General features: G+C 61.1%; 27 protein-coding genes. 10 read left to right on the top strand and 17 right to left on the bottom strand.

From position 1 onward, the window contains the following. Positions 1–247: 247 nt before the first annotated feature. From LG385_RS21880 to LG385_RS21860, 5 genes are all read right to left on the bottom strand, one after another. Positions 248–826 (bottom strand): hypothetical protein, encoded by a 579-nt coding sequence (locus tag LG385_RS21880; protein WP_225775880.1) that lies wholly within the window; start codon positions 824–826, stop codon positions 248–250. A gap of 221 nt (positions 827–1,047) precedes the next feature. After that, positions 1,048–1,626 carry a hypothetical protein gene (locus tag LG385_RS21875; protein ID WP_225775880.1) on the bottom strand — a complete coding sequence of 193 codons (579 nt, stop codon included), beginning with the start codon at positions 1,624–1,626 and terminating at the stop codon, positions 1,048–1,050. A 437-nt stretch (positions 1,627–2,063) separates the two neighbouring features. Continuing rightward, a complete protein-coding gene (locus tag LG385_RS21870) occupies positions 2,064–2,360 on the bottom strand; it encodes a type II toxin-antitoxin system RelE family toxin (protein WP_225775879.1) in 297 nt (98 codons plus the stop codon). Further along, entirely contained in the window at positions 2,350–2,589 is a 240-nt protein-coding gene (locus tag LG385_RS21865; RefSeq protein ID WP_225775878.1) for a type II toxin-antitoxin system RelB/DinJ family antitoxin, read from the bottom strand. Before LG385_RS21865 ends, LG385_RS21870 begins: the two co-directional genes overlap by 11 nt. A gap of 189 nt (positions 2,590–2,778) precedes the next feature. After that, a complete protein-coding gene (locus LG385_RS21860; RefSeq protein ID WP_225775877.1) occupies positions 2,779–3,018 on the bottom strand; it encodes a DUF2442 domain-containing protein in 240 nt (79 codons plus the stop codon). Between the two features lie 772 nt (positions 3,019–3,790). Between LG385_RS21860 and LG385_RS25560 the strand changes: the two genes are divergently transcribed. Beyond that, positions 3,791–4,504: a CatB-related O-acetyltransferase gene (locus LG385_RS25560; RefSeq protein WP_318781414.1), complete on the top strand. Its 714-nt coding sequence runs from the start codon at positions 3,791–3,793 to the stop codon at positions 4,502–4,504. A 558-nt stretch (positions 4,505–5,062) separates the two neighbouring features. Here the strand turns inward: LG385_RS25560 and LG385_RS21845 are convergent. The 3 genes from LG385_RS21845 to LG385_RS21835 form a co-directional block, all read right to left on the bottom strand. Continuing rightward, on the bottom strand, positions 5,063–5,986 hold the full coding sequence (locus LG385_RS21845; RefSeq protein WP_225775876.1) for an Abi family protein: 924 nt from the start codon (positions 5,984–5,986) through the stop codon (positions 5,063–5,065). 353 nt (positions 5,987–6,339) lie between these two features. Beyond that, the gene (locus LG385_RS21840) at positions 6,340–6,708 is read right to left on the bottom strand and encodes a hypothetical protein (protein WP_225775875.1); all 369 of its coding nucleotides are present in this window, start codon (positions 6,706–6,708) and stop codon (positions 6,340–6,342) included. Further along, positions 6,692–6,922 carry a hypothetical protein gene (locus tag LG385_RS21835; RefSeq protein WP_181119154.1) on the bottom strand — a complete coding sequence of 77 codons (231 nt, stop codon included), beginning with the start codon at positions 6,920–6,922 and terminating at the stop codon, positions 6,692–6,694. The genes LG385_RS21840 and LG385_RS21835 overlap by 17 nt, the downstream gene beginning before the upstream one ends. A 98-nt stretch (positions 6,923–7,020) precedes the next feature. Here LG385_RS21835 and LG385_RS21830 point away from each other — a divergent pair, with 98 nt between their 5' ends. Then, positions 7,021–7,566 (top strand): DinB family protein, encoded by a 546-nt coding sequence (locus tag LG385_RS21830; protein WP_225775874.1) that lies wholly within the window; start codon positions 7,021–7,023, stop codon positions 7,564–7,566. On the opposite strand, the gene LG385_RS21825 is transcribed toward LG385_RS21830, so the two are convergent. The 7 genes from LG385_RS21825 to LG385_RS21795 all read right to left on the bottom strand — a co-directional run bounded on the left by LG385_RS21825 (position 7,567) and on the right by LG385_RS21795 (position 15,605). Further along, entirely contained in the window at positions 7,567–7,983 is a 417-nt protein-coding gene (locus LG385_RS21825) for a hypothetical protein (protein WP_225775873.1), read from the bottom strand. A 27-nt stretch (positions 7,984–8,010) separates the two neighbouring features. Beyond that, entirely contained in the window at positions 8,011–8,637 is a 627-nt protein-coding gene (locus LG385_RS21820; RefSeq protein ID WP_225775872.1) for a glutathione S-transferase family protein, read from the bottom strand. Between the two features lie 68 nt (positions 8,638–8,705). After that, entirely contained in the window at positions 8,706–9,983 is a 1,278-nt protein-coding gene (locus tag LG385_RS21815) for an OprD family porin (protein WP_225775871.1), read from the bottom strand. Between the two features lie 192 nt (positions 9,984–10,175). Further along, a complete protein-coding gene (locus LG385_RS21810) occupies positions 10,176–10,370 on the bottom strand; it encodes a hypothetical protein (protein WP_225776311.1) in 195 nt (64 codons plus the stop codon). A gap of 181 nt (positions 10,371–10,551) precedes the next feature. Next, entirely contained in the window at positions 10,552–11,658 is a 1,107-nt protein-coding gene (aguA, locus tag LG385_RS21805; protein WP_225775870.1) for an agmatine deiminase, read from the bottom strand. Positions 11,659–11,663: 5 nt separating this feature from the next. Next, positions 11,664–12,542, bottom strand: coding sequence for an N-carbamoylputrescine amidase (gene aguB / locus LG385_RS21800; RefSeq protein WP_225775869.1), 879 nt, complete (start codon positions 12,540–12,542; stop codon positions 11,664–11,666). Between the two features lie 156 nt (positions 12,543–12,698). Then, positions 12,699–15,605 (bottom strand): aminotransferase, encoded by a 2,907-nt coding sequence (locus tag LG385_RS21795; RefSeq protein WP_225776298.1) that lies wholly within the window; start codon positions 15,603–15,605, stop codon positions 12,699–12,701. A gap of 203 nt (positions 15,606–15,808) precedes the next feature. Between LG385_RS21795 and rfbB the strand changes: the two genes are divergently transcribed. The 6 genes from rfbB to LG385_RS21765 are packed head-to-tail and all read left to right on the top strand — an operon-like array spanning position 15,809 to position 22,403. Then, the gene (gene rfbB, locus LG385_RS21790) at positions 15,809–16,891 is read left to right on the top strand and encodes a dTDP-glucose 4,6-dehydratase (protein WP_225775868.1); all 1,083 of its coding nucleotides are present in this window, start codon (positions 15,809–15,811) and stop codon (positions 16,889–16,891) included. Beyond that, complete coding sequence (rfbA, locus tag LG385_RS21785) at positions 16,888–17,760, top strand: glucose-1-phosphate thymidylyltransferase RfbA (protein ID WP_181110984.1); 873 nt, start codon at positions 16,888–16,890, stop codon at positions 17,758–17,760. The genes rfbB and rfbA overlap by 4 nt, the downstream gene beginning before the upstream one ends. Next, positions 17,757–18,305, top strand: a complete 549-nt coding sequence (gene rfbC, locus LG385_RS21780) for a dTDP-4-dehydrorhamnose 3,5-epimerase (RefSeq protein ID WP_181110985.1) — start codon at positions 17,757–17,759, stop codon at positions 18,303–18,305. The genes rfbA and rfbC overlap by 4 nt, the downstream gene beginning before the upstream one ends. Further along, on the top strand, positions 18,302–19,180 hold the full coding sequence (gene rfbD / locus LG385_RS21775) for a dTDP-4-dehydrorhamnose reductase (RefSeq protein ID WP_225775867.1): 879 nt from the start codon (positions 18,302–18,304) through the stop codon (positions 19,178–19,180). Before rfbC ends, rfbD begins: the two co-directional genes overlap by 4 nt. A gap of 32 nt (positions 19,181–19,212) precedes the next feature. Beyond that, complete coding sequence (locus LG385_RS21770) at positions 19,213–21,021, top strand: ATP-binding protein (protein WP_225775866.1); 1,809 nt, start codon at positions 19,213–19,215, stop codon at positions 21,019–21,021. Further along, the gene (locus tag LG385_RS21765; RefSeq protein ID WP_225775865.1) at positions 21,018–22,403 is read left to right on the top strand and encodes a sigma-54-dependent transcriptional regulator; all 1,386 of its coding nucleotides are present in this window, start codon (positions 21,018–21,020) and stop codon (positions 22,401–22,403) included. The genes LG385_RS21770 and LG385_RS21765 overlap by 4 nt, the downstream gene beginning before the upstream one ends. 88 nt (positions 22,404–22,491) lie before the next feature. Here the strand turns inward: LG385_RS21765 and cysQ are convergent, their stop codons facing one another. Together cysQ and nudE are read right to left on the bottom strand one after the other, a co-directional pair. After that, a complete protein-coding gene (cysQ, locus tag LG385_RS21760; protein ID WP_225775864.1) occupies positions 22,492–23,319 on the bottom strand; it encodes a 3'(2'),5'-bisphosphate nucleotidase CysQ in 828 nt (275 codons plus the stop codon). Next, positions 23,316–23,882 (bottom strand): ADP compounds hydrolase NudE, encoded by a 567-nt coding sequence (gene nudE / locus LG385_RS21755; protein ID WP_225775863.1) that lies wholly within the window; start codon positions 23,880–23,882, stop codon positions 23,316–23,318. Before nudE ends, cysQ begins: the two co-directional genes overlap by 4 nt. Positions 23,883–23,968: 86 nt before the next feature. Between nudE and yrfG the strand changes: the two genes are divergently transcribed. Beyond that, positions 23,969–24,658 (top strand): GMP/IMP nucleotidase, encoded by a 690-nt coding sequence (gene yrfG, locus LG385_RS21750; protein WP_225775862.1) that lies wholly within the window; start codon positions 23,969–23,971, stop codon positions 24,656–24,658. Further along, positions 24,659–25,546, top strand: coding sequence for a LysR family transcriptional regulator (locus tag LG385_RS21745; RefSeq protein WP_225775861.1), 888 nt, complete (start codon positions 24,659–24,661; stop codon positions 25,544–25,546). Positions 25,547–25,556 lie beyond the last annotated feature (10 nt).

Here is a 25,556-nt window from a genome sequence, read left to right as displayed (position 1 = left end):
CGGGCTAGACCTGCACGACTGCTGCTGTCATGTACTAGGTGAATTGCATGGGCTCGTCAATGCGCACCCTCTCCATCAGACAGCTCATCAGGGCAGCCCGATCACTAGGCCTTTACACCGTGGACGGTGAATGGCCGCTTCGGGTCGGATCCTGCCTGTTACCACCAGTCGCAATCGACCCAAGCGGCCGTTACCGACCCATAGCTGACGGACAGCGGTATTTAAGAAAGTCGGGGGCGGTTCGGTGTCACAGACGAGATGCAAACTCCTGGAGTCGGTCGAACAGCCTGAACCCGACATAGTCAGGTTTACGCTTGTACCGCAACCGATAATAGCAATCCCAGTAGCTGATCATTCGGTCCCGTGTGGCCTGAAAATACTTCGGGTTCTCTCTGATGAAGGCGCCGTAAAGCACAGGGTCAAGCAGGGAAAAGCGGGATTCGCAGGTGTCGAGTATCTCGATAACATACTCGCCAGTGAGCTGAACAACGAATGGAACAACCCAGGGTTCGGGGACCGGCAGGATGCGCTCAAGTTGGCGCTGGCGCACATAGCCATTGTGGTGCCTGGTCAATAGGCAAGAGTACATAATGCTTAGCGTCCGGCTTAGAGACCTACCATCCTGCTCGCTGCGCTCGTGGTGGATTCGGTATGGAATGACTACACGATTTTTATCTGCTATGACCTCTATGCCTCGATGATCAGCAAATCGGGTATCGCTCATGACCAAGCTCAAACGAGCTGCTTCCAATTTTAGGTAGGGGGGAAAGGCGTTAGCGATTGATTTCGGCGTGGCTGAAGTCTGTAGCGTGACATCGCTTTCCATGGCGAACCTTTTCTTGATGATTCAGCTTTTACGAGAAATCTTTTATTTAGGATAACGACCTAGGCCGCACCCGTCTGCTATTGGCCGTTCTCTGCCGGTACTGACCGGCAGCTATGGGTCGGATCCTGCCTGTTACCACCAGTCGCAATCGACCCAAGCGGCCGTTACCGACCCATAGCTGACGGACAGCGGTATTTAAGAAAGTCGGGGGCGGTTCGGTGTCACAGACGAGATGCAAACTCCTGGAGTCGGTCGAACAGCCTGAACCCGACATAGTCAGGTTTACGCTTGTACCGCAACCGATAATAGCAATCCCAGTAGCTGATCATTCGGTCCCGTGTGGCCTGAAAATACTTCGGGTTCTCTCTGATGAAGGCGCCGTAAAGCACAGGGTCAAGCAGGGAAAAGCGGGATTCGCAGGTGTCGAGTATCTCGATAACATACTCGCCAGTGAGCTGAACAACGAATGGAACAACCCAGGGTTCGGGGACCGGCAGGATGCGCTCAAGTTGGCGCTGGCGCACATAGCCATTGTGGTGCCTGGTCAATAGGCAAGAGTACATAATGCTTAGCGTCCGGCTTAGAGACCTACCATCCTGCTCGCTGCGCTCGTGGTGGATTCGGTATGGAATGACTACACGATTTTTATCTGCTATGACCTCTATGCCTCGATGATCAGCAAATCGGGTATCGCTCATGACCAAGCTCAAACGAGCTGCTTCCAATTTTAGGTAGGGGGGAAAGGCGTTAGCGATTGATTTCGGCGTGGCTGAAGTCTGTAGCGTGACATCGCTTTCCATGGCGAACCTTTTCTTGATGATTCAGCTTTTACGAGAAATCTTTTATTTAGGATAACGACCTAGGCCGCACCCGTCTGCTATTGGCCGTTCTCTGCCGGTACTGACCGGCAGCTATGGGTCGATAGCGGCCGTCTAACAACGGTAGCCTTTCATCGTTAGCTGTCGCTTATCGTAGTTGGAGAACGCGCCCCCAGATTCAGGAAAGCATGAGAGGCAGCCACGCATTGAGGGCAATCGGTCCCACCCTGGCTTTCCCGTCTCGAACAATGCTTAGCGAGCCCGGGTGCCGGGATAGTTTTAGAGATAGACGGATCATCACATATAAATAAAATCCTTACATATCAGATTGTTAAAAGTTTTTTCGACTCTTGGTGCCAACATCCCATTCGAAATCTTCTAAACCGCCAAGCACCCAGACCTCCGCTTCTGGGCCGTTATCACTTCCTACTGCCAAACTGCTCAGCTGCGCCTCGATAAACCTGCTCCCGCTCCCGTTTACCTATAGCCACCACAAAAACAACAACCTCCCGATCCAGAACTTGGTAAACCAATCGGTACCCGCTACTGCGCAGCTTGATCTTGTAGCAGTCTGGTAGCTCACTCAGGCGGTTTGCTTCAACCCGAGGGTTCTGCAGTATCGACGCTAGCTTCTTCCTGAACTGTTGCCGAACGGTATCCCCAAGCTTGCGCCACTCCTTCAACGCCCGCGCATCAAATTCAAGGCTATAGGTCATCCAGCGAAACCTTTACCCGCTGCGGATTTGCCAGGCGCTCTCGAACGGTAGCGAGTAGCGCTTCATCCTCGTCCGTGACCAGAACTGACTTGAAGGGAAGCTGGCCGCGCTCAGCCACGTATTGAAGTGCCTGACGCATTAGCTCAGACGGAGTGACGCCTAGTTTTTCGAGCTCCCGGTAGGCGCGCGCTTTGAGATCGTCGTCGATACGGACGTTGATGGATGCCATGGCGATAGCCTCGGTGTAATGACGTTGGTCTTTACATTGCCTGAGGTATGCCTTGCAGGCAAGTGGTCCGGAACAAGTGGCTGTTAGAAACCGACGGCAGCCCGCGCACAAGCTCAGATCCGCAGTGCTCCTGTCGCCGGCAAGCCGTGCTGCTACCGGGTACGAACCTTTGCTAAAGGGGCTAGGTGTTCAGTCAGGCGCCGCTTGCGCCAGCGCTTCCGAAAACAAGGTATCGGTCCCAATCTGTATATCAAGCTCAGGCCATTCAACCGTCCAGCCCGCATCGCCCAAGATCGCCTTTTCAAAAGCTTCGGGCTCAACGAGTGGTTCAAGCCCTGGATACGTTTTCACGTCATGGCCGATATCGAGGGAAAAGCGCTGACCGCTGGTGAAGGTCAGGTCGGGGATCGCGCCGGGATGGGCGCGCACAGCCAGAAGACGAGGGCGTTTCATCAGGGTTTGTAGCCTGTGGCCAGTTGGCGGTGTTGGTGAGTCATGTATAGGGGCAGTGGGGAATCGTCGCTCCGCGATAGCCGTACCGTGCATGCATGGCCTGCGTAACGCAACCCCGCGTGCCGTGGTGACGCCGGTCGCGGGCAAGCCCGGCTGCTACAAGCCTGGCATTCGGCTTGGCACTGTTTTCGCGAGCTTCGCCGGATGCCGGCCCCGCCGCTTCCTACCGAGTCAACCTAACCCCTCCACCTCCACCTCCACATACCTGGACTCCCCTCCCCCCGACGCGCCGGCAAGCCATCCCCAGGTAAACGCGAGTTCGGTCTTGCCATCCTCGCGTAGGTCAACTGTGCCTTCGGACCAGCCGGCCAGTAGCTGGCCTTCGTTGGTCACGCAGTGGTACAGAAGCTCAACGCCTCGATCAGCAGCGACATGCAGGAGCGCATCCACGGGATCCGCCGTAGCATCGCATCGCAGGCGTAGCTGGGCTCGGAGAGTGTGAACCCGCTGCAGGTCGTCTGCGATCTGCTCGACCTGATAGAGGCAACACGCAGCTGGCCGGGCCTACCCATCAGCCCAAGCCGATACCGAGCCCGGGTGCACGGCAGTAAACCTCGAGGGCCAGATGAAGCAGATCACGCTTTGGAACCCGCCCATTGCGAAGCGCTGCGAGGTATAGTCGCGCTCCATGGTCAGGAGTGACCCAGCACTACCTGGTGTAACCATCGCGTCAAGGAGAGAAGTTGCTTTGCTCAATTTCATTCGAAACTACCGATGGAAACGCTGGCTTAAGGCGCGCGATGTCAAGCTTTCGGCCGGCCTACGCTGCCTCTCACCAAATGCCAGTTTACGAGTCGAAAAAGCGGTAAGCCTCGGCGACGTGATAATCAAGTCCCGGAGCCTGCACATCGGAACGCACACCTATATTCGCAGCGGTTCACTGCAATTAGTCAGTGCTATAGGGCGATTCTGTTCAATAGGGCAGGACGTGAGGATCGGTTTGAGCGCGGATGCCCATCCTCTTGACTGGCTAACGACCCATCCAGTTCATGATTTCGCGGGAGGAATGAAACACAAACCTTCTCGCTCAGCCACCTGCATAGGAAATGATGTCTGGATTGGTGAAAGTGTGATTATTTTGAATGGTTTGCGTGTGGGAGACGGGGCAGTTATTGCCGCGGGAGCGGTTGTCACCAAGGACGTTCCACCTTATGCCATAGTTGGCGGGAACCCTGCCAAATTTCTACGTTGGCGGTTCGATGACCCAACACTGAGAGAAGCATTGGTAAAAAGCGCCTGGTGGGATTTGCCTATTAAACAGTTGGCAGCGTTACCCTTTAACGAGCCTCATATCTGCCTTGCACTTATCGATGAGGCCCGGGCTAAACAACCGCTTACGCAACCGGCCTACAAGCAATATCAAATAAAGCGCACGGGCTGTATTGAACTGGGCGGAAGCTGAAATCCATCACCCTGCAACAATGAAGGGCGCCGAGACAGGAGACCTGGCTGGCCATCATATGAACCCCGTGGGGAGCGGCGGAGCTGGCCAACCGGCGCTAGCTCGCGAATGAACCATGTTACTGGCGAGCTACAAGACGTGTCCGGCGCCCTCGGCCTAGTGCTCCAATTGCTGAACACCGCCGAATCTATGCCGGCCTACTGCACTGCTTGCTGTCTCCGTTGCACGCGAAAATGGAGCGGTCGCTGGGTGGGGTGGATGAGATGGTGTGAATGTATGAAAGACCAAGAGAAGGCTAAACGGTAGCTTTAGAGATAGAGCGCTGAGCTTTAAGAATAAAAATCTTAAAATCATATACTTATAAATTTTTCCGACTCCTAGTGCCCATACGCAGTACCGAAGAAGGCCCACCGAAAGGTGGGCCTTCTTGTTTGGCGCTAGCTTACGAATGGGTCCGCAGCCTAAGGCAGGCTCCGCCGATTTGCTTCGGCCATCGAAACAGAGGACAACGACCGGCCGGCATACCTCCCGGGTCGAAAGGCCAATACGAGCAGTGGCCTAGATACCAAACGTCTGTCGTGGAAACCCATTCTCGGATGGCAGGCCAAGCGATGCGAATAGGCAGCCAGGTAAATGAGGCTTTGAATCAATTACGTCTGCGACTTGGCGAAGCCATTGCGAGCTTGGCCCGATCTGACGTAACAAGAACCAGATCACAGAGATCAGCCCGAAAAGACGGCTGAGTGCGTTCTGATCCAGTGCCAAGCTTTGGAAATAGGCTTCTGTGGGCAGCACAGGTACGGGGTTCGACGCCACTTGGTTCCAAATGCGCGTATGGTGAGCGCTGCGGTTGCGCAGCGTGTTGATCTCCTGCAGCCACTCCTTTAGCACTTTCGCATTGCTGATACCCAGCCGTGCTGCAATGCGGTTCTGGTGGCTCCCCTTCAGGATCTCAAAGTATTTGGAGAGAGTGCCAAAGTCCCAGGCTTCGACGACAACCCAGAAGGGCATAGCTTTGTGGTGCTGCCGATGCCATTCGATGCAGTCTTCCCGGCTGCGGTTGATTTGCTCGGTTTGCCGGGCCAGCCATTCATTCCAGGTATTGCGCTGTCTCCCGCGCCGATCCTGCCAATTGGCGGTTTGCCTGGGGTTGATAAAGCGAGGGTCCAGGTAAGCCAGCGGATCGTGGTACCCCACCTCATGAGAAACTATCGAGCGCATATGAATCTCGATGCGCTCGATGGCATCAAGCATAAGCTGGCGAAGCGCTTTGTCGAAGAGATACAGGCTGAACGCCGCATCGAAGGATGCGCCTGCGATGAAGGCATCTTGGCGAAGAGGCTTTTGGGTAACGTTGCAGAGGGTGACCTGGCCGTGCTGATCCTTCAAAAACTCTCGTGCCGGAAACCAGAATCCACTCAACCGGTAGTAGCCCACCTGCGCAAGCTTACGTTCGGCCCGGAGAGGGTCTGCAATTGTCATCCCGCGACTGGTCAATAGCTTGGCCAAGTCGCTATAGGATCGGAATGGCTTCGGCGGAGCGAGTTGTCGCAACTTCCAGGTCCCAGATACAAGAAGGCCCAACCATAGAGCCGGACTAGCCAGCCCCAGAGGATTGGGCGCGATTGCTGCAGATTTTCTTTCACACCACCTGATTTGTCAAATGATCCGCTACCCAGAGCAACCGCTGACTACCAATGTCGGAGGTTGATTAAGTAATCGACTAACTCCCCGGTCGCGGGCAAGCCCGGCTGCTACAAGCCTGGTATTCGGCTTAGCACTGTTTTCGCGAGCTTCGCCGGATGGCCGGCCCCGCCGCTTCCTACCGCGTCAACCTAACCCTCAGCCTCCACATACCTGGACTCCCCTCCCCCCGAAGCCCCGGCAAGCCAGCCCCAGGTAAACGCGAGTTCGGTCTTGCCATCCTCGCGTACATCAACCGTGCCTTCGGACCAGCCGGCCAGTAACTGGCCGTCGTCGGTCACGCAGTGGTACAGCAGCTCGATCCGGTTATCTCCGGCAACCCGCCCTACCAATTGGCCTTTCACGATGTGCCCGCCTGTATAGGTGCCGGTGATCACGTCGCCGTCCACGAGGTAGTGGAATAGCGTGCGGGCATCCGACAGGCCGCTGTGGTTGGCGGTCGTGACAAAGGTCTTGTCGTGCAGCCGTTGAGCAATGAGTGAATTACCAGCGTTGTGCATACCGCTCCCGAACATGTTGGCTGATAAACGTGGTCAGGCCTTTGCCTTCCATGGCCAGGCGTTGCATTTCGAGCACGGTGGGAAGGCCGGCGCTTTCCACGTTGTAGAGGTAGTGGCAGGGTTCTTCACTGGAGAATTTGACCGTAATGGAGTCGGTTCCCAGCTCGTAGGCGACCACACCTGCATGGCCGCTGAGGTTTGCGTAGGGCTGCATAGCGTTCTCCTCTGTTGCCGGTAGACCGCCGTACCGCTTCGCGGTGCGCTGCATGGCGATGAGTGGGGCTATATTTCAAAGAACTACGTGGAGGCGCTATGAACTACTTCCTCGCTCAGGCGATGAACAATCAATGGGCCAATTATCGTCTACTACAGGCGTGTGCGGGGCTAAATGCAGCGGAGTACGCAGCGCCACGGGTAGGGTTCTTCCCCTCCATACAAGCCACGCTGTGCCATATCCTCGACGTGGATCTCTACTACCTCGCAGCGCTGAAAGGAGACTTGGAAGAACAGCTGCGCCCTTCTGTGAATGCGAGCGCGTTCCTCGAGCTCGCTAATAATCAGGCGCAGGCCGATAGGCGCCTGGTCGCCCTTTGTTCGGCCTTGTCGCAGAGCGGGCTTGCCCAGCCCGTGCGCTTGGTACGCCAGGCTGGCATCAAGATCGAACGGGCGGACCGAGTACTGCTGCACCTGTTCGAGCATCAAATCCACCACCGAGGGCAGGTGCATGGAATGCTCAGTGAAACGCCTGTAGCGCCGCCTCAGCTGGACGAGTTTTTCCTCGAGCAGGACGCGCCGCTACGAGCTTCGGAGGTATCGGCCTTGGGCATTGATGAAGCCGCCGTGTGGGCGGGCAAATAACTACTCCGCCCGATCCCGCCCACCAAACCTGTGCGCGGCATCCACCATCAAATCGGGCGCAAGCCGCCGAATGCGGGGTTCGCTGTGGTAGGCGCCGTCGTCGTTGTAGCGCAGGTAGGCCCGCTGGCAAAGGTTGCATTGCCACACGCCGCACTGGTTGGCGGGATAAAAGCGCGGGGCGATGGGGGCGTTGGGGGACCAGTAATAGGTACCGTCAGGATGGTATTCATCCAGCGTGGCATCTTCCTCGTCGAATTCGGCGAGGGTGCCGATATGAACCAGCTGAGTCTCCCGCAGGCCTATTGGCCAGCCTGCCCAGCCGGTTGGCAGCGCCGCGCTGCAGTTGCACGGCTGGGTTACAAGGGCGGCATGGGTAGCCAGTTCAAACAGCGCCGCATAGGTCAGCAAGGGTTGCATCGCTCACTCCTTCGAGCACAGGGCTATTCAAGGCAGGCTTGGGCCGCAGAACAGCTGGAACCCTTCGCGCTCGGCGAGCCGTGCGTGATAGGCCTCCACGGCTGGGAACGCCGGGCGTTCGAAGGGTGTGCCGAACCAACGGTTTACCGATAGCCCGATCACGATATCCGCCAGGCTGAAGCGATCACCAGTCACAAACGCTCCCGTTTGTGCCAGTTGCTGCTCGAGAATGCCCATAGTTGCAGCCCAGCGTTGTTCGCCCTGGCGAAGCGCAACCGGGTCTTGATAGTCAGGGTTTTTACGTACTCGTGAGTGGAACACGTAGCCCCACGAGGGATTGAGTTCGGCGGCTTGCCAATCCAGCCACTGGTCCACCCTTGCGCGTTCATGCGGGGAGGAAGGATACAGCGCGTCGCCTGCGTAAGCGTTGGCGAGGTAGCGAAGGATGCTGTTGGATTCCCACAGCACGAACTCCCCATCGATCAACACAGGTATCTGGGCGTTGGGGTTGAGGGCGCGGAACTCCGGCAGGGTTGGCGAGCGAAAGCCCAGCCCCCAGTCTTCCTCGCGCTCAACGGGCAGGCCGAGCTCGGTACAGGCCCATAACACTTTGCGTACATTGATGGACGACGTTCGTCCAAGAACCTTCAGCATGATCGAAGCGTCCGTGTGGGTGCTGGCGAGCTATTACAGCACCCTTGGGACCGCTCCGAAAGCAGGCTTTAGAACACGTTGATCGGGTATTCCACGAACACGCGAACTTCGTTGCCGTCATCGTTGTATTCGGATTCGCGCACGTTAGTGGAGGTTCGCAGCATGGACCCGCGCAGGCGAACTTTCAGGTCCTTGGCCGGGCCTTCCTGCACCACGTACTGCAACTGGTTGAACCACTCGCGCTCGTTCCCTTCGCCATTGTCGGTGCGGATGTTATCCCCACGTACATAGGCGATCTTGTAGGTGAGCCCGGGCACGCCGTAGGGGCCGAAGTCCAGGCCGTACGCGAGCTGCCAGGAGCGTTCGTCTTCAGCGTTGAAGTCCGACCAGTAGGAGTTGGCCAGGAAAATGGTAGACCCGCCGTCACCCACGCCGCCGGCGTCGGCGTAGCTGCCGTAGTTGTAGCCGGTATCACCGGTGCTGCGCTGGTGCGCCAGGGTGAAGGAGTGGGCGCCGAACGCATAGGTGGCCGCCAGGCTCCAGATGGTGTTGTCCTGGCCGGTGCCGAGGCGGTCGGCATAGGCTTGGTCCAGGCGCGAGCGGTAGCCGTTGAAGTCCAGGGTGAGGGACTCATCGGTGGCCATCGGCATCACGTAGGTCATGCCCAGGTATTGCTTCTTCAGGCGGTCCTGCACATCAGAGGCGTACAGCGAGGCCGTGAAGTCGTCGCTGAATTTGTAGCTGCCGCCGAACACGTCGATCTGCTTCAGGCGACCGCTGTCACGGCCTTCGTCGCTCTTGCGCGCCTCGGCGGTGAAGTGGCCGGCGTTCAGCTCAAGGCCCTGCAGTTCGCGGGACGTGACCATGTAACCGGTATAGGTTTCAGGTAGCAGCCGGGTATCGTCGTAGTTCAGTACCGGTAACGCAGGCATCATTTCGCCGTACTTCAGCACGGTATTGGATACCCGGAACTTGATGGCGGCGCCTGCGCGAGCCACGTCGTGCTCGGCGTTGCCGTTGTTGTCCACCCTGAAAAAGTCGATGCCGCCCGCGCCACTGCGCCCGTTGCCGCCATCCAGGCGCAATGCGTACAGGCCAAACGCATCCACGCCCACGCCTACGGTGCCTTGGGTGAACCCGGAGCTGAAGGTGCCGATAAACCCTTGGCCCCACTCGGCGCGGTCTTCAGAACCATGCTTGTAGTCGCGGTTCATGTAAGCATTGCGCAGCAGAACGTTGAGGTGACTGTCCTCCACGAACCCCTGGGCCTGCGATTGGTCATTGGCCATTGCATTGGCAGCGATGCAAATCCCTAGCGCCAATGCGCCGATGCGGTAGTTCAACATCTCGTTTTCCTTGTACCGAAATAGACACGCCGGCGGCAGCGCACAGACAGGCCATAGCCAGCCAACCGAAGCGGGCTCGGATCCTAGAGAGGGGGTATAGAGGGTGTCAAACTACGAAATGGAATAAAGCGGATCAGGAGGGGGGTCAGCTGGGCGTCCTGCCCAAAGGGAATGGCCAGTGGCCGGAGGGGTTCAAGCTTTGACGATGCCGAGCAGGGCCTCCAGTTCGGCATCGCTGATCAGGCCAGCCGGATAGCGGTCGGCAATCGCTCTACGCGGATCGGCGCCCCGCCCTTCTGCACATCGCTGGGCATTGCGCCCGGGGCCGGCCATTTGGGGCGATACACTGTTGTTACCCTGAGGTACTGCTTCTCTTACTGCATTCATCACAACATCCCCGGTTCAACCACAGCACAGGCTAAATCTTTCTTATGACAGATCGGCAATTGCACACTGCCGTCATCTGCTGAATATAAAGATACAAAAGCTGTGCCAGCGCACTAAGCCGTAGTAAGGCGGATACACAAAAGCCCAGCGGCGGCCGCTGGGCTTTGCGTTGGTGCGCAGGTCAGGCGTGTTGAGGCGCAGGTTGCTGCTGGGTAAGGCAGTGGATATTACCGCCGCCAAGCAACAGCTCCCGGCCTGGCACGAACACGATTTCATGCTCGGGGAATACGCGCTGCAGTACCTCCCGAGCCGCGTCGTCCGTGGCTTCGGAGAAGCTTGGCGCAATGATTCCGCCGTTCACGATGAGGAAGTTGACGTACGAGCCCGCCAGGCGCACCGACGGGTCGCGGTGCTGGCTGCCGGCGCAGACATCAACGCCATCGCACTCTTCTTCGGTGGCAAACAAGGGTCCGGGGATTGGCATTTTGTGCACCACAAAAGTGCGCCCCTTGGCGTCCGTTGTGTTCTCAAGTACCCGCAGCGCCTCGTGGCAACGGCTGTAGTTCGGGTCTTGTGGGTCGTCTGTCCACGCCAGTAACACTTCGCCGGGGCGTACGTAACAACAGAAGTTATCCACGTGGCCGTCGGTTTCATCGTTGAACAGGCCTTCGGGCAGCCACACCACCTTGCTCACGTTCAGGTGATCGCCGAGTAGCGCTTCGATTTCGCCGCGGCCCAGGTGCGGGTTGCGGTTGCGGTTGAGCAGGCACTCCTCGGTGGTGATCACCGTGCCCTCGCCATCGACGTGGATCGAGCCACCTTCGAGTACAAAGCCTTCGGTGCGATAGCGGGCGCAGCGCTCCATCTCCAGCACTTTGCTCGCCACCTGGTCGTCCCGGCTCCAGGGGCTGTACAGCCCGCCGTCGAACCCGCCCCAGGCGTTGAAGCCCCAATCCACGCCGCGTACTTCGCCGCTATCGTTGATCACGAAGGTAGGGCCGGTGTCACGCATCCAGGCATCGTCGGTGCTCATTTCCACGATACGGATGTTGGGAACGTCCAGGCGGGCACGGGCGTTCTCATATTGCGCTGCGGAAACGGCCACGGTAACCGGCTCGAAGCGCGCGATAGCCCGGGCCAGGGCAACGTGGGCAGCCTGTGCGGGCTTGCCGCCCAGGCGCCAATTGTCCGGGCGCTCCGGCCAGATCATCCAAACCTGGCTCTGCGGTGCCCACTCGGCCGGCATATGGAAGCCGTCGGCCCGCGGTGTGCTGTGAAGGGTGGTCATGGTGGTCAGGACTCCAGTGAACCGTCGAGTGTTTTGATCGGGCCATACAGGTTGGGCCGGCGATCACGGAAGGTGCCCCAGGCGCTGCGAATGCGTTCGAGGGCGTCGAGGTCGAAACGTTGGACCAGTATGCCTTCCTCGGTTTCATTCAGCTCCTGAACTTTGGCCCCGAACTGGTCGGCGATGAACGAAGAGCCATAGAACGTGATGCTGTAACCGTCCTGCTCTTCCCGGCCGATGCGGTTGCTGGCAACCACTGGCATCAGGTTGGCGCCGGCATGGCCTTGCTGCACGCGCTGCCAGTGGTCGCGAGAAGTGATGCTGGCATCGTGAGGCTCACTGCCGATGGCGGTGGGATAGAACAGCACCTCGGCCCCCAGCAGCGCCATGGCGCGAGCGCACTCGGGGAACCACTGGTCCCAGCAAATCCCTACGCCGATCTTCGCGTAGCGGGTTTGCCATACCTTGAAGCCGGTATCGCCGGGGTTGAAGTAGTACTTCTCGTGGTAGCCAGGGCCGTCGGGGATGTGGCTTTTTCGATAAATGCCGAGGTTGCTGCCGTCGGCATCAATGATGGCGATGCTGTTGAAGCGGGCGCGCCCCGCCAGCTCATAGAAGCTGATGGGCAGTACCACTTCGAGCTCACGGGCCACCTTCTGGAAGTGAGCGATCGCGGCATTGGTGTCTGTCGGTGTGGCCAGCTGGAGGTAGTCCGCGTTGGGCTTCTGGCAGAAGTACGGTGTTTCAAACAGCTCCTGGATCAGAATGATCTGGGCCCCCTCGGCCGCCGCCTGGCGAACCAGGCGTTCGGCGTTGGCAAGGTTGGCCTGGCGATCCCAGGAGCAGGCCATCTGAGTGGCGGCGACGGTAACGGTGCGGCTCATGGACAACTCCGTGCAGGTGAGTGAGCGCTTCGAAGGCGGCCCTTTATAACCGATAAAAATCGGCTAATAAAGGGCCAAACCATCCGAAAGCTCGCTACAATCCGCGCTTTAAACCGATATAAATCGGCTAAATACCCAGCCAGCCGCTCTAACTCGCTACAAGTCCTCTGCCAGCACTTTGGCCACACTGTCCACAAAGAAGTCCACACTCCGCCGGGTGGTACACATGGGCGGCTTGATCTTCAGGATGTTGAGGTAGTCCCCGGTGGGCTGCATGAAGATGCCCAGGTCTCGCAGCCGTTCGCACAGCAGGGCCGTTTCCTCGGTAGCGGGCTCCAGTGTGGCGCGATCACGCACCAGTTCCAGCCCCAGGTAGAAACCGGAACCATGGGCAGCACCTGCCAGCGGGAACCGCTCTACCAATTCTTCCAGCCGCTGCTTGAAATAGCCCCCGGTCACCTTGGCGTTTTCCCACAGCCCCTCTTCTTCCATCACATCAAGCACGGCCATGCCGATCTCGCAGCTCACCGGGCTACCGCCAGCAGACGAGAAGAAATACCCCTCCGCTTCCAGCGCTTCGGCGATTTCCCGGCGAGTGATCACCACGCCGAGCGGCTGGCCGTTGCCCATGCCCTTGGCCATGGTGATGATGTCCGGCACCACGGCCTGTTCTTCGAAGCCCCAGAAGTGCGTGCCCAGGCGGCCATAGCCCACTTGCACTTCGTCGGCGATACACACACCACCGCGGGCGCGTACCTGCGCGTAAACCTGTTCCAGGTAGCCCGGCGGCAAGGCGATCCCCCCGGCGTTGCCATACACCGGCTCGCAGATGAACCCCGCAACCTGGCGTTGCTGGGCGTCCAGGTTGGCCAGTGTGTCGGTGACACTGCGCAGGTAATCCGCGGTGCTGCCCGGGCCACGGAACGTTCCCCGGTAGGTATTGGGCGCCATCACCGGGTGCACCCATTGCGGGCGCGTTTCCAGCGCCTTCGGGTTATCCGCGATCGAGGTGGAAATGGCGTCGGTAGCGACCGTCCAGCCGTGATAGGCCTCCAGTACACTGAGCACATCCCGGCCGCCGCTGTAGGCCCAAGCCAGGCGGATGGCGAGGTCGTTGGCCTCGCTGCCGCTGTTCACCAAAAACACCCGGTCCATCGAAGAGGGCGCCAGCGCCAGCAGGCGCTCGGAAAACTCCGCCAAGGCGGCGTAGTGGAAGCGGGAGTTGGTATTGAGCAAGGACCATTGCCGCGCGGCCACCTGTGCCATACGCGGATGGCCATGGCCCAGCACCGCTACGTTGTTGAGCATGTCCAGATAGGACCGGCCCTGCATGTCGATCAGGTGGTTGCGCCAGCCGCGCTCGATACGCGGCGGTGCCTGGTAGTAATACTTCTGTGACCGCGCAAAGCTGGCATCGCGGCGCGCCAGCAACGCCTGGGAATCTTCCTGAGCGGGTGCGTCACATGCCCAGCCGAGCACGGCAGCGGGTGAAGGGCACAACGTGGCCCAGGCATTTGCGCGTGAAGGCGTAGTGAACGCAGGCGCATCGATGCCGGCGTGCATCAATTGAATACGCAACATGCCAGACGCCTGACCAAGCCGCTGCCCCTTGTCCTTGGCACCGGTCGAGGTATCGCTCAACTGGCCATCAAGCTGTAACGCCCATTGTTCGCCCACAAGCATCCAGCGATCCTTGCCCGCCGCTGACCACTGGCCGGGGAAAGGCGCCTCCAGGGCTTGCTCCGCCGCCAATACCAATTGCACGTGCAGCGCGAAGGTTTCGGGCTCGGCGGAAATGTCTGGCCGTGTTTGCGCGAGGCAGTATTCGCCATAACGGGACGCGGCCGCCTCGAAGCCAGCCAGTGCCCCTGCCAACTGCCGATCTATCGCGCCCTCTTCCTCCCAGTTGCCGGCGTTCCAGAGCGGGCTGAGCACGCCCAGGTCCAGGCTGTTCACGCTCTCAGGCGACAGCCTTGGCAGCAGCCGGCCCAGCCCCTGCGCGTTGGGCGTGCTGCACGGCATTCCAGCGGCGGCCAGCACGGCGTTTTCCATCAGCGCCGGTGCGACCGACAGCGCAACGTCCAGCACTTCCCATTCATGGGCGGCGTTGTCATGCAGATAAGGGTTTTGCGGGTTGAGCTTGAGCTGCTGCGCGGTACTGAGCACCAGCACGGCGGCACGGTTGACGATCAATGGCCACAGTGCACGCAGCTCGGCTTCGGTCAGCGGGTTGGCCTGTTGATAGGCCGTAACCACCGGCAACACACCAAAGGGGTCACCTTCGCAGTGATGCAGCAGCGCCGCGCAGGTCACGCTCAGGTCGGCGATCCGCCAGGTACGGCAAAGGTCGCCGAAATCAATGATGCCCTTGAGCATCCAGCCGCGCTGCGGTGTGCGCTGCCACAGCGTGTTGTCATCGGTGAGGTCCAGATGCACCGCCTGGCTCGGCAGCCGAGGTATCAGCGCTGCCAGGCGCGCTTGTGCGTGCTGGGTTGCATGGCGAACCTGTGCCAGCCGCTCGGGCTGGTCCGCCAGCACGGGAAGCAGCTGCTCTACCAGCGCCGCTGCCTGGCGTGGGTCCCATTGCAGCGTTCGCTCCAGCCCCGGGTGCGAGAACCCGGCCAGCGCGCGGTCCGTTTCCGCGCACAGCCGGCCCATGGCCGCGCGGATATCGATGCCCAGGTGTGGCCGGCGAGTAAGCGGCTCACCTTCAAGGTACTCGAAAAGCCGCACGTGCAGCGCCTGCCCGCCCGCCGTCACGCTCAGCAGCTTGTCGCCGCTCAGGGTGGGCATCACTCGGGGTACGGCAAGGCCTTCGGCGGCCAGGTGTTCAAGCGCGGCATGCTGGGCCTGCAGCTCTTCCAGCCCGTAACTGCCATGGCAGGCCTTGAGCACAAAACGGCCGGCAGTGCTCTGCACTCTGAAATTGAGGTCTTGCTGGCTGCCCAAAGGCTCCAGCTCACCTTCTATTGCATAATGCTCGAGCAGCAAACGCTGGGCATCTTCGGTGGAGAGGTGGGGGTTGGGCAGGCTGGAGCGCTGGATTAGCTCATGGAGCGACATCGGGTAGGCCTCGGTTTTTTGCACACATATCGCCATGCATTGGGCCGATTAGCAACCCCGCGGGAAGCGTCTACAATGCTAGCGAAAAGCTACTCCTCAAGGCCTGCCGAAGTATTAAGGTATTCGGGCTTGCACCGGGCTGCGGATCCCCACAAAGTATGCCCATTTCATACTTGGCGACTTAAGGAAAAAGGCGCGTACACATGCGAATCCTCATTACTGGAGGGGCGGGCTTCATCGGTTCGGCCCTGGTTCGACACCTCATCGAAAACACCGGGCACGAAGTGCTCAACGTCGACAAGCTGACGTACGCGGGTAACCTGGAGTCCCTCGCCAGCATTGCCACCAACACACGCTATGAATTCGTTCAGGCCGATATCGCCGACCAGCCCGCGATCGGGGAAGTACTGGCCCGGTTCCAGCCGCAGGCAATCATGCACCTGGCGGCGGAGTCGCATGTGGATCGGTCCATCGACGGCCCGTCCGATTTCATTCAAACCAATATCGTGGGCACCTATGCCCTGCTCGAGGCCACCCGCGCGTATTGGGCGAAGCTGAGCGAGCCGGAGCGAAGCGCGTTCCGCTTCCACCACATCTCTACCGATGAGGTGTACGGCGACCTGCACGGCGTGGACGACCTGTTCACCGAAACCACACCGTACGCGCCCAGTTCCCCGTACTCAGCGAGCAAGGCGGCCTCCGACCACCTGGTGCGCGCCTGGCATCGCACCTATGGGTTACCGGTGGTGGTCACCAACTGCTCGAACAACTACGGCCCTTATCACTTCCCCGAGAAGCTGATTCCGCTGGTGATCCTCAACGCTCTGGAAGGCAAGCCCTTGCCGGTATATGGCGATGGCCTGCAGGTGCGCGACTGGCTGTTCGTGGAAGACCACGCCCGGGCATTGCTGGAGGTGGTAACGCGCGGCGAAGTGGGCGAAACCTACAACATCGGCGGCCACAACGAGCAAAAGAACATCGACGTGGTGCGTGGCATTTGCGCCTTGCTCGAAGAATTGGCCCCAGCCCGCCCGGACGGCGTGGCCAACTATGCCGACCTGATTACTTTCGTGAAGGACCGCCCCGGCCACGACCTGCGTTACGCCATCGACGCCAGCAAGATCGAGCGCGAGCTGGGCTGGGTACCCCAGGAAACCTTCCAGACCGGGCTGCGCAAAACCGTGCAGTGGTACCTGGATAACCTGGACTGGTGCCGGCGCGTTCAGGACGGCAGCTACCAGCGCGAACGCCTAGGCTTCACCGAACCCAAGGACCTGATCGCATGAAGGGTATCGTCCTGGCCGGCGGCTCCGGCACGCGCTTGCACCCGATCACGCTGGGCGTTTCCAAACAGCTGCTGCCGATCTACGACAAGCCGATGATCTATTACCCGATCTCGGTGTTGATGCTGGCCGGGATCCGTGAAGTGTTGATCATTTCCACGCCTCTGGACCTGCCTCAGTACCGGCAGTTGCTGGGCGATGGGAGCCAGTTCGGTATCCATATCAGCTACGCCGAGCAGCCCTCGCCGGACGGCCTCGCCCAGGCGTTCCTGATCGGCGAGTCGTTCATCGGCAACGACCCGGTGTGCCTGATCCTGGGGGACAACATCTTCCATGGGCAGCACTTCTCCGACCAGCTGCAACGTGCCGTCAAGCGGGGCAGCGGCGCCACAGTGTTCGGCTATTGGGTGAAGGATCCAGAGCGCTTCGGTGTGATCGAGTTTGACGAGGCTGGCCACGCCCTGTCCATCGAAGAAAAGCCCACCGCGCCAAAGTCCAGCTATGCGGTCACCGGCCTGTATTTCTATGACAATGACGTGGTGCAGATCGCCCGCGAGGTCAAGCCTTCGCCGCGTGGCGAGCTGGAAATCACCGACGTGAACAACGCCTACCTGGCACGTGGCGACCTGCATGTGGAACGCTTCGGCCGCGGCTTCGCCTGGCTGGATACCGGCACTCACGACAGCCTGCTGGAGGCTTCGCAGTACGTGCAGACGGTGGAGCATCGGCAAGGGTTGAAGGTGGCCTGCCTCGAAGAAATTGCCTACATGAACGGCTGGATCGACCAGCAACAACTGCTGGTACGTGCCAACGCTTTCGGCAAAACCGGCTATGGCCAATACCTGTTTGCCCTGGCGAGAGAAACCCGATGAACGTGGTGACAACCAATATCCCCGATGTATTGATTTTCGAGCCCAGGGTTTTCGGCGATGACCGCGGGTTCTTCTTCGAAAGCTTCAATGAGCGCGCTTTCAACGAAGCCACCGGCCGCCAGGTGACCTTTGTCCAGGACAACCACTCGCGCTCGCAGCGCGGCGTGCTCCGCGGCCTGCATTACCAGATCCAGAACCCGCAGGGCAAACTGGTACGGGTTGCCACTGGCGAAGTGCTGGACATCGCCGTGGACATCCGTCGTGGCTCCCCTACCTTCGGCCACTGCGTTTCCGTGCTGCTGTCGGAAGAGAACAAGCGCCAGTTGTGGATCCCCGAAGGCTTCGCCCACGGCTTCGTGGTACTGAGCGAGACGGCGGACTTCCTCTACAAGACCACCGACTACTACAACCCGGCCGCCGAGCGGTGCATCGCCTGGAACGACCCCACCCTGGCCATCGACTGGCAGCTGGGCGAGCTGGAGCCCCGGCTGTCGGCCAAGGACCAGCAAGGCAAGGCCTTGGCCGACGCGGACCTGTTCCCATGAGCGGCCGCCTGAGCGTATTGCTGGTGGGCGCCAATGGCCAGGTGAGCACCGAGCTGCAGAAGCGCCTGCAAGGCAAAGTGGACCTGCATGTACTGGGCAGCAGTACCCTGGACCTCACCCGGCCGGATGCAATCCGGGAACAGGTGCGGGCACTGAGCCCAGGCTTGATCATCAACCCGGCAGCCCACACCGCAGTGGACAAGGCTGAATCCGAGCGTGAGCTGGCCTTTGCCATCAACGCCATTGCGCCAGGTGTGTTGGCCGAAGAGGCCCACCGGCTGGGTGCGCCACTGATTCACTATTCCACCGACTATGTGTTCGACGGCAGCAAGGCCGAGCCATACGTGGAAGCCGACCCCACCGCCCCGCTCGGGGTGTACGGCGAAAGCAAACTGGCGGGCGAGCAAGCCATCCAGGCCGTAGGCGGCGCGCACCTCATTTTGCGTACCAGCTGGGTGTATGCCTCCCATGGGCGCAACTTCCTGCTGACCATGCAACGCCTGCTGCAAGAGAAGCCGGAGCTCAAGGTGGTCGCCGATCAGATAGGCGCGCCTACCTGGGCCGGTACCATCGCAAACAGCACGGTGCGGCTCATTGATCGCTGGCAAGCCGGGCAGGCTGGCCCGTGGGGCGTATATCACCTGACTGCCCGCGGGCAAACCTCGTGGTTCGGCTTTGCCCAAGCCATTGGCGAGCAGCTGCGCAAAGCCGGCAAGCCCTGTGCGGCGTTGCTGCCCATCCCCTCGAGCGACTACCCCACGCCTGCCCGCCGGCCGCTGAATTCGCGACTGAACTGCGGCAAGCTGGAGGCCGAGTGGGGCGTAGGCCAGGCGGATTGGCACGAGGCACTGCTGGAGTGCCTGCGCGAGGCATAACCGTGGCGCGTGCGCTGCGGTAACATGGCGGGATGATCAAGCCCGCCCTTCCCCGCCGCCCGCGCTGGCGCAACCTCGCCCTTGTCGCCATCTGCCTGGCACCGTTGCTGTTTCCGTTGCAGCAGCTGGCGGAGCGTTACTACCGCAGTGAGCTGGTAAGCCAAACCCGCCAGACCCTCGACTTGTACGTGGCCAACCTGCTGGGCACGCTTCGCCGCTACGAAGCCCTGCCGCCGATCCTCAGTGACCTGCCCGCGCTGCGTCAGCTACTGGCCCACCCCACCGACCCTCAACTGCAGGGCGTGGCCAACCGCCTGCTTAAAACCATCTGCGACCAGACCGGCGCCGAGGTGATGTACCTCATGGACCCGGCGGGTAATACCCTGGCTGCCTCCAACTGGGAACAGAAGGACAGTTTCGTGGGGCGTAATTTCGCCTTCCGGCCGTATTTCAATGACGCCATTGCCGGCCGACTGGGGCGCTTCTTTGGCTTGGGGACCACCTCGGCGAAACGTGGCTATTTCTTTGCCGCCGGCGTGCGCGACGGTGACGAAACCATAGGGGCGCTGGTGGTGAAGGTGGACCTGGACCACACCGAGACCCTTTGGGGCCGCACGCCAGAGCAGCTCGCCGTCACCGACCAATACGGCGTGGTGATCCTTACTTCCCGCCCTGACTGGCGCTACCGCGCTACGCGGCCGCTGACGGAGGTAGAGCGCGCAGCCATTGCGGCCAATCAGCCGTACCCCACGGGCAACCCTGGTGTGCTGGAACTGGACAACCGTACCTGGCTGACCCAAAGCCGGTTCATCGGCGAAACGGGCTGGACCGTCAACCTGCTCGCCCCGCGCAGCTTGATTGACCGCCCGGTGCGCACCGTGGTGGCGGTGGGTGGCGCGGCGCTGCTGGCGCTCATGTTGATGCTGGGCCTGATGATGCAAAGGCGGCGCAATTACCTGGACCGCATCGCCTTCGAAGCGCTTGGCCGGCAAGAGCTGGAGGCCCGGGTGAGCGAACGCACCAGCGCCCTGCAAAAGCTCAACAGCCGCCTGCGCCAGGAAGTGCTCGAACGCGAGCAGGCGCAGCAGAAGCTGGTGCAGGCGCAGGACGAACTGGTACAGGCGAGCAAGCTGTCGGCGCTGGGTACCATGAGCGCCAGCATCAGCCATGAGCTAAACCAACCGTTGGCGGCGATCCGCAGCTATGCCGACAACGCCGGCGTGCTGCTCGACCACCAGCGCACCGATGACGCCCGGGGCAACCTCAAGGCAATCAGCGAGCTCACCGCACGCATGGCGTCGATCATCGCGCACTTGCGCGCCTTTGCCCGCCGCGACCGCCATGCGCCCGAGAGCGTGGCGCTGCAACCGGCACTCGAAGATGCCTTGGCGCTGTTGGCCAAGCGCCGCCGGGCCATGGACGTGGAACTGATTCGCGACCTGCCCGACGCCCCGCTGTGGGTGCAAGCTGGCGAAACCCGGTTACGTCAGGTGCTGGGCAATGTACTGGCCAACGCGCTGGATGCGCTCACTGAAAAAGCCAACCCGCGGCGTATCTGGCTTAGCGCCGAGAAGTCCACTGACAGTATCAGCCTCTTCATCCGGGACAACGGCCCGGGCTTCAGCAGCGAGGCACTGGCCCATGCGCGCGAACCCTTCTTTACCACTAAAACCCGTACCCAAGGGCTGGGCCTGGGGTTGGCAATCTGCGATACGCTGATGCGGGCCCTGGGCGGTGAACTGCTCATGGCCAATCACCCGCAGGGCGGCGCACTGCTGACATTAAGGCTACGCCCCGCCACCCCCGGGGTTAGCCCGCAACCACTCGAGGACCTGGCATGACCGCGCCGGATGCATTAACCACTCGCACGGACGTGGTGCTGATTGACGACGATCCACACCTGCGCCAGGCGCTGGGGCAAACCCTGGATCTGGCCGGGCTGAAAGTGCTGGCGCTGGAAGATGCCACCGGCCTGCCGGCCCGACTGGGCCGCGACTGGCCTGGCGTGGTGGTATCGGACATTCGCATGCCGGGCGTCGACGGGCTTACGTTACTGCGCCAGCTGCACGCTGCCGACCCAGAGCTACCGGTGTTGCTGATCACCGGCCACGGCGATGTGCCGCTGGCCGTCGAGGCCATGCGCGCGGGGGCTTATGATTTTCTAGAAAAGCCGTTTGCCAGTGAAGCACTGCTCGATAGCGTGCGCCGTGCGTTGAGCCATCGAAGGCTGGTGCTTGAAAACCGCAGCCTGCGGTTGGCCCTGAGTGACCGCCAGGCCCTGGGTACCCGCCTGGTGGGTAACAGCCCTTCGATGGCGCGGTTGCGCGAGCAGATCGGCGCCTTGGCCGGTACCCGCGCGGACGTATTGATCCTGGGCGAAACCGGCGCGGGCAAGGAAGTGGTCGCGCGCGCATTGCATGACTTGTCTGGCCGCCGTAATGGTCCGTTCGTGGCCATCAATGCTGGCGCGCTGGCTGAGTCGGTGGTGGAAAGCGAGCTGTTCGGTCATGAGCCCGGCGCCTTTACTGGCGCGCAGAAGCGGCGCATCGGCAAGTTCGAGTTCGCCAACGGCGGCACGCTGTTCCTCGACGAAATCGAAAGCATGAGCCTGGATGTGCAGGTAAAGCTGCTGCGCCTGCTGCAGGAACGCGTAGTGGAGCGGCTGGGCGGCAATCAGCAGATCCCGTTGGATATCCGCGTGATCGCAGCCACCAAGGAAGACCTGCGCCAGGCGGCGGACCAGGGGCGCTTTCGCGCCGACCTGTATTACCGCCTGAACGTGGCGCCGTTGCGCATTCCGCCGCTGCGCGAGCGGGGCGAGGATGTAGTCACGCTGTTCGAGCATTTCAGCAGCGCCGCGGCCGAGCGCCACGGCCTGCCCTGCCAAGCCCTGCAACCTGCGCAACGTAGCGCCCTGCTGCGCCATGGCTGGCCGGGTAACGTGCGCGAACTGCAAAATGCCGCCGAGCGATTTGCTCTGGGGCTGGACCTTGCGCTGGATACCCCCGGCGACCTGCCGGTAGATCCCCAGGAGGCCGACATTCATGGGCCGTTGAATGCGCAGGTAGAGGCGTTCGAACGGCAGGTTATCAGCGCCGAAATTGCCCGCGGCCATGCCTCGCTGCGCAGCCTCGCCGAAGCGCTGGGCATCCCGCGCAAAACGCTGCATGACAAGTTGCGCAAGCACGGGCTGAGCGTGGGCAGTGGGGAAGACGCGGATTAAGCCCTTGGTCGCGGACGATCTGTGGGGCCGGGGGGGGCCGTAGGCGTAGCCCGGGAATGTTCGCAGGCTTTCGCCTACTCCCACAGCGTCAGGCACCGCATAACGCCAGCAACGCCGCGCGCCAGGGCGCGTTACCAGGCAGGGCCAGGAAGTACTCATTAAGCAGGCTATCCCGCGCGGGATAGCGGAACGGCTGGCCTTGCGTATCGACCACCTCACCACCTGCGCCTTCGAGCACGCCCTGGGCCGCCGCGGTGTCCCACTGCGAAGTAGGCGCCAGCCGCGGGTAGCAATGGGCGGCGCCTTCCGCTACCAGGCAGAATTTGAGTGAGCTGCCCACACTGGTGAGGCTCAGGGGGCCAACGGCGGTTTCCAGGCCGGCCAGCAGCGCTTGCTGTTCAGGGCTGGAATGACGGCGGCTGGCTACCACGGTGAATGGCTCACCCTCTGCGGGCAAAGGCTGTGATTGAAGCGGCTGCGGCGCTTCGCCCGGGTTGCTGCACCACGCGCCGAGGCCCGCGCCGCCCCACCAGCAACGGCCGTTGACCGGCATGGCAACCACGCCGAATACCACGTCGCCGCCCTTGACCAAGGCAATGTTCACCGTGAACTCTTCGCTGCCGGAAATGAATTCCTTGGTGCCGTCGAGCGGGTCCACCAGCCACCACTGATCCCAGCCGGTGCGTTGCGCCAGAGGCACGTCGCAGTCTTCTTCCGACAGGATCGGAATATCCGGCGCCAGACGCGTCAAACCGGCAACGATCACATCGTGAGCCGCCAGGTCTGCCGCGGTGACAGGCGAATCATCAGCCTTGGCGGTCACTTCCACGCCCGCCCGCCAGAACGGCAGGATCGCTTCGCCCGCATCCCGGGCAATGGCCAGCACGCCTTCGAGCAATGGGTGAGGGAGCGTCATAGGCTGAAGGCCCCACGCTGGGTTAGCAGATCGCGCACCAGGTACAGCGCGGCCAGCGCTCGGCCTTCAGTGAAGTCTGCGTTGCGGGCAAGTTCCGACAATTCGCGCAGGTTCACGCGGTCTACCCGCAGCGGCTCCGGCTCGTCGCCTTCGAGGCGTTCTTCGTAGAGGTCGGTGGCCAGCACCACCTGGATCTTCTGGCTCATGTAGCCAGGCGACAGGGACAGCTCGGTGAGGTGTTCCAATTGCCGCGCACCGAACCCGGCTTCTTCCTTGAGCTCCCGGTTTGCGGCGGCCAGCACGTCTTCGCCCGGCTCGATCAGCCCTTTGGGCAGGGATAGCTCATAGGTTTCCGTGCCGCCGCAGTACTCCTCCACCAGCACGGCATGCTCGTCGTCCAGCATCGCCACGATCATGACCGCGCCGTAACCATTGCCGCGCCCAACCAGCCGTTCATAGGTGCGTTCCACACCATTGGCGAAACGCAACTGTACTTGCTCTACACGGAAGATACGGCTACTGGCGACGATCTCACGGCCCAGCACGGTGGGTTTATGGCGCATAGGGGCGGCTCCTTGGCTTGAACGGGTTACTATACCTTGGCTCGCGCGTGTGCCGAGCCTGTTTTCCGCCGCCCGGGAGCCTTCCGATGCCCGTTTTAGCCTGGCCCGACATCGATACCGTTCTGCTGGACATGGACGGTACCTTGCTCGACCTGCACTTCGACAACCACTTCTGGCTGCATCACCTGCCCCGGCGCTATGCCGAGGTGCACGGGGTGAGCCTGGCCATGGCTGAAATGGAACTGCAGCCGCTGTTCGAGACACATGCCGGGCAGCTGAACTGGTATTGCCTGGACTTCTGGAGCCGCGAGCTCAACCTGCCGATCCTCGAACTCAAGCACGAAATTGCCGACCTCATCGCCTTGCGCCCGCATGCCGATACGTTCCTGGCGGCAGTGAAGGCTGCGGGCAAGCGCCTGGTGCTCATCACCAACGCGCATAGGGATTCCTTGTCGCTCAAGCTCGAGCGTATCGCCTTGGCACCCTGGTTCGACCGGCTGATCACATCCCACGATTATGGCTACCCCAAAGAAGCAGCAGCATTCTGGGATGCGCTGCAAGCGGACCTGGCGTTCGACCCGGCACGGGCACTGTTCATCGACGATACGCTGCCGATCCTGCGCAGCGCCCGCGCCTACGGTATTGGCCATTTGCTCGCAGTGAGCGAACCGGACAGCCGCAAGGGCCGCAAGAACACCGAGGAATTCGACGCGGTAGAGGACTTTCGAGCGCTGCTGCCGGGCCTTGCCCATGCAGGCGTGGCACCGGGGGTGTGAATGGACATCAAGCAGCTCAAGTTCCTGGTAGCGCTGGACGAAACCCGCCATTTCGGCCAGGCCGCCGCACGCTGCCATATCACTCAGCCCACCCTTTCCATGCGCTTGCGCAGCCTGGAGGAAGAGCTCGACCTGGCTTTGGTGAATCGCGGCCAACGCTTCGAGGGGTTCACCGCGCCGGGCGAGCGCATACTGGCATGGGCTCGCACGGTGCTGGCCGCCTACGATGGCTTGCAGGCAGAAGCCGCCGCCTGTCGTGGGCATCTGGTGGGTACGCTGCGGCTGGGGGTAGTGCCGCTGTCGAGCTTCGATCCCGTACCGCTCTTGCGGGGGCTGCACGCGCTGCACCCTGAACTGAACTTCGAGCTGAGCTCGCTGAGCTCCGATCAACTGGTGGAACAGTTGGCCAGTAACCAGCTGGACCTGGGCGTGTCGTACCTGGACCGGCTGGACCCAACCCAATTCGAAACCCTGCCCTTGAGCGAAACGCGCATGGGCTTGCTGCATGACCAGCGCCACTATCAATTTGGCGAAGCCCCGTTGAGCTGGGAGGCGGTCAACGAGCTACCCCTGGGCCTGTTGACCAGCGGCATGCATTTCCGCCAATCCATCGACCATGCCTTCCACAGTCGTGGCCTGCGCCCACGCTCATTGTTGCAAACCGACGCGGTGCACCAATTGCTTCAGGCGGTACATGGTGGCTTGTGCTGCGCGATCATGCCGCTGCACGGCGGGCTGGAAGCACTCACCGAGCATCTGCGCCTGCAACCGATCGAGCAGGCGCAAACGCTTACGCGCCTTGGTTTGATCATGCGCCGCAGCGCACCTCGCTCTCCCTTGGCCGAGGCGTGCTTCGCCTACTGCCAGAGCACACTTGACGGCAATTGATCGAGCCCAT

Source organism: Pseudomonas sp. Marseille-Q5115 (genome assembly GCF_916618905.1).
GTDB classification, from domain to species: Bacteria; Pseudomonadota; Gammaproteobacteria; order Pseudomonadales; family Pseudomonadaceae; genus Aquipseudomonas; species Aquipseudomonas japonica_A.
Note: the sequence above shows the minus strand (reverse complement) of the source record. Positions and strands in the feature narration are given on the sequence as shown.